Origin of the sequence: Schlesneria sp., from assembly GCF_036405755.1 — a bacterium.
Lineage (GTDB): Bacteria > Planctomycetota > Planctomycetia > Planctomycetales > Planctomycetaceae > Schlesneria > Schlesneria sphaerica.
The window spans coordinates 1-2,618 of record NZ_DASWWZ010000507.1; the positions used below are offsets into that span (position 1 = coordinate 1).

Here is a 2,618-nt window from a genome sequence, read left to right on the forward strand (position 1 = left end):
GATGAATCGCAGAAGAACCTTGCGACTGAGTACATGAAGAAGCTGGACGAATCGGGTGCCTTCGATTCACCGATCGTAACCGAGATCTCGCCGCTGAAAGTATTCTACCCCGGCGAGGACTACCACCAGAACTACTACCGCAACAATCCGGACGCCCCTTACTGCAATGCCGTCATCAAGCGGAAAGTCGCCAAGTTCCGAGCGGTCTTCAAGGACAAGATTGCGTCGCCGACAAAGAAGTAGCCGGAGCGGCGACGGGCTGCGTGAAAGACTGCAACACCAGCAGAATGGCACCAGTGACCAGATAGCTGTCTGCCAGGTTAAATGTGGCCCAGTGAAATCCCCCGTTAAAAAACACGAAGTCGAGGAAGTCACGAACACCATAAATCGGACGGCCGTTGAGATCGAGATGACCGTGCAGACCGAGACGGTCGTAAAGATTCCCAAGGGTGCCGGCCAGGAGTAAGCCAGAGGAGATTGTCAGCCACCAGGACTCGACCGCCTGCCCCGTGTACAGGAAGTAAACCAGCACAAAAACAGCGAGGACGCTGAGCGAGGCGAACAGCCAGGTTTGTCCTTGCCCCATGCCCCACAGAGCACCCAGGTTAAATGTCGTGGCAAACTGAAAATCGACAGGAATGCCAAGAAACGAGCCACTCCAGACTTCATGCTGGTGATGCGGTTGCAACCACTGAAAAACCGCGTGTTTTGACCAAAGATCGCCGATCAGACCGCTGGCCGCAATGAGCGCAAAACAGATGTATCTCGCCCAGGGACGGGACGCAGAGGAACAGGTGGCAGTCGCCGTGTCGCAGCTACTTGCCGACCCGTCGTCTGAAGTTACATTCGTGCCTCGCGTTTCCGTTCGCATTCGACGCAGTTCCTGGCGTAGGGGATTTCTCGCAAGCGAGTTTTGGGAATCATCGACTTGGCTGGGGAGCGACCCGCTTCGCGACATCCGGCGCAAACGCCGAAGGTTTCGTCACTGATGCGTTCGAAAGCCTCTTCGATTTCCTCAAGAACTTCCTGCTCATTTTCCACGCGCCGCAGCGTAAACTCCTGGTCGTAGGTCTCGGTCCCTAACTCAGCGAGATGCGTCGGAGATTTCGACTCCGAGCCATTCTCGTTCCGATCCAAGGCATCAGCGGTCAGGTGCAGGACATCGCCACGGACACGTGCACGAAGATTTTGCAACAAAACCTTAAACTCTTCCAGCTCAGTTTTCTTCAGCATGGCCAGGTTCTCTCGCGAGGTTCACACACGGTGCTCTACAGAGGGCGAGCTGAGGATTATATGTTTCTGTCATAACCAATATCAAGGTGCGGCTTTTTGCACAGCTTTAATTACCTTGAGCCAATTCGCGCAGGGGCCTACGACCCGCGCCGATAGAAAGTTCGGCGCATCCCGCCAAAATTCCGAACTGAAACGTTGATCCCCAGAGGAAATACGATGCCCGGCCTGCCACGCTCCTGGCCCGAGCGGGTGGCGTGACGTGAACCACAAGTCGTTTTGAGCGTTCGACTTGCAGTTAACGCGCCGTCATGCTCTCTCCGGAACTTGCCGAACCACGATGCGATTGCCGGAAATCGAAACAACTTCAAGGTTTGCGTCGGGAGCAATGAATGGGCCTTCACTGATCACGTCCACGGACCTATTCTCAATTTGAGCTTTACCCGCAGGACGTAACATCGTTAGGGCAAGCCCTTTATCACCAACCTCGATTAAAACCCCGGATCCAACTGTCCCGACCAGTGACGCACCGCGCAAACGTGGCTCGTCGACTCCCCCGCCGGGCGGGCCGAGAACCAGGGAGTCGAATCCCGGCATCGAGGGAAGATACCGAGTGATCGCCAATCCAATGGCAAAGACGATTCCGAACGCCAGCATTATCTGGCCCGTTTGCCACGTGAGTTCCTCAATATTCGTCATGAAATCGAAGGTCCATGAATGGCCAGCCATCACCAGCGAGCAGATCACAAGCAGAATGCCGGAGACACCAAAGACTCCAAAACCAGGAATCACGAACGCTTCGACAGCCAGGCAACCCAGACCAAGCACGAAGAGGACCACCTCCAGCCATCCGGCTGTCCCCCCCATGAAGTTGCTCCAGAAAAACAGGGAAAAACAGAGCACGGACATAATCCCCAGGATGCCCGTCATGAAGTGCAGTTCCAGATAAATCAGCGCCACCCCCAAAACGATCATCAGCATCACCATTCCAGGATGATTCAGACTGAAAACCAGCCGATCAACCCAGGTCTTGGCGATCGGAACCAGCTTTGTCGATACGGGGAGACCGATCCGGGCCTTCAAGTCATCAACGTCACTGACGGGAGATTCCGCCAGCTTCAACTCGTGTGCACGGGTCCCATTCGCAGTGAAGAGCAGTTCACCGTTGGTTTCTCGCAACAGGGGCCCCTGGATCCACTCGCCATTGGAAGCGTGGATATCGAGTTCGCTCATGTACCAGATCTGGCCGCTATCCCGATGAGTGACCTGATAGACCTTCATTGTGCGGTCAGCCATGGCTTCGCAAATGGCCGCGGGGCGATGTTTTTTTTCTGCCAGCTCACGCAGCGCCACCTTGAGAGGGCTGAGGATTTTTTCCGGTGCACGCT

4 protein-coding genes are annotated in these 2,618 nt (G+C 55.3%); 1 reads left to right on the forward strand and 3 read right to left on the reverse strand.

The window, feature by feature from the left end; translation table 11 throughout:
* The coding region (locus tag VGE80_RS17185; RefSeq protein WP_440593525.1) for a peptide-methionine (S)-S-oxide reductase at positions 1-243 on the forward strand (243 nt) is incomplete at its 5' end.
* On the opposite strand, the gene VGE80_RS17190 is transcribed toward VGE80_RS17185, so the two are convergent.
* The 3 genes from VGE80_RS17190 to VGE80_RS17200 form a co-directional block, all read right to left on the reverse strand.
* Positions 209-871 carry a signal peptidase II gene (locus tag VGE80_RS17190; protein ID WP_440593526.1) on the reverse strand — a complete coding sequence of 221 codons (663 nt, stop codon included), beginning with the start codon at positions 869-871 and terminating at the stop codon, positions 209-211. The genes VGE80_RS17185 and VGE80_RS17190 overlap by 35 nt on opposite strands.
* Positions 841-1,233 (reverse strand): TraR/DksA family transcriptional regulator, encoded by a 393-nt coding sequence (locus VGE80_RS17195; protein WP_373650184.1) that lies wholly within the window; start codon positions 1,231-1,233, stop codon positions 841-843. Before VGE80_RS17195 ends, VGE80_RS17190 begins: the two co-directional genes overlap by 31 nt.
* 306 nt (positions 1,234-1,539) lie before the next feature.
* Positions 1,540-2,618, reverse strand: a 1,079-nt coding sequence (locus tag VGE80_RS17200) for an NfeD family protein (RefSeq protein WP_440593527.1), incomplete at its 5' end; no start/stop codon positions are given.

Bases quoted from the DNA above. Each gene is read 5' to 3' on its own strand.
- VGE80_RS17195 (WP_373650184.1), bottom strand. From the start codon at position 1,233: ATGCTGAAGAAAACTGAGCTGGAAGAGTTTAAGGTTTTGTTGCAAAAT.
- VGE80_RS17190 (WP_440593526.1), bottom strand. From the start codon at position 871: ATGCGAACGGAAACGCGAGGCACGAATGTAACTTCAGACGACGGGTCG.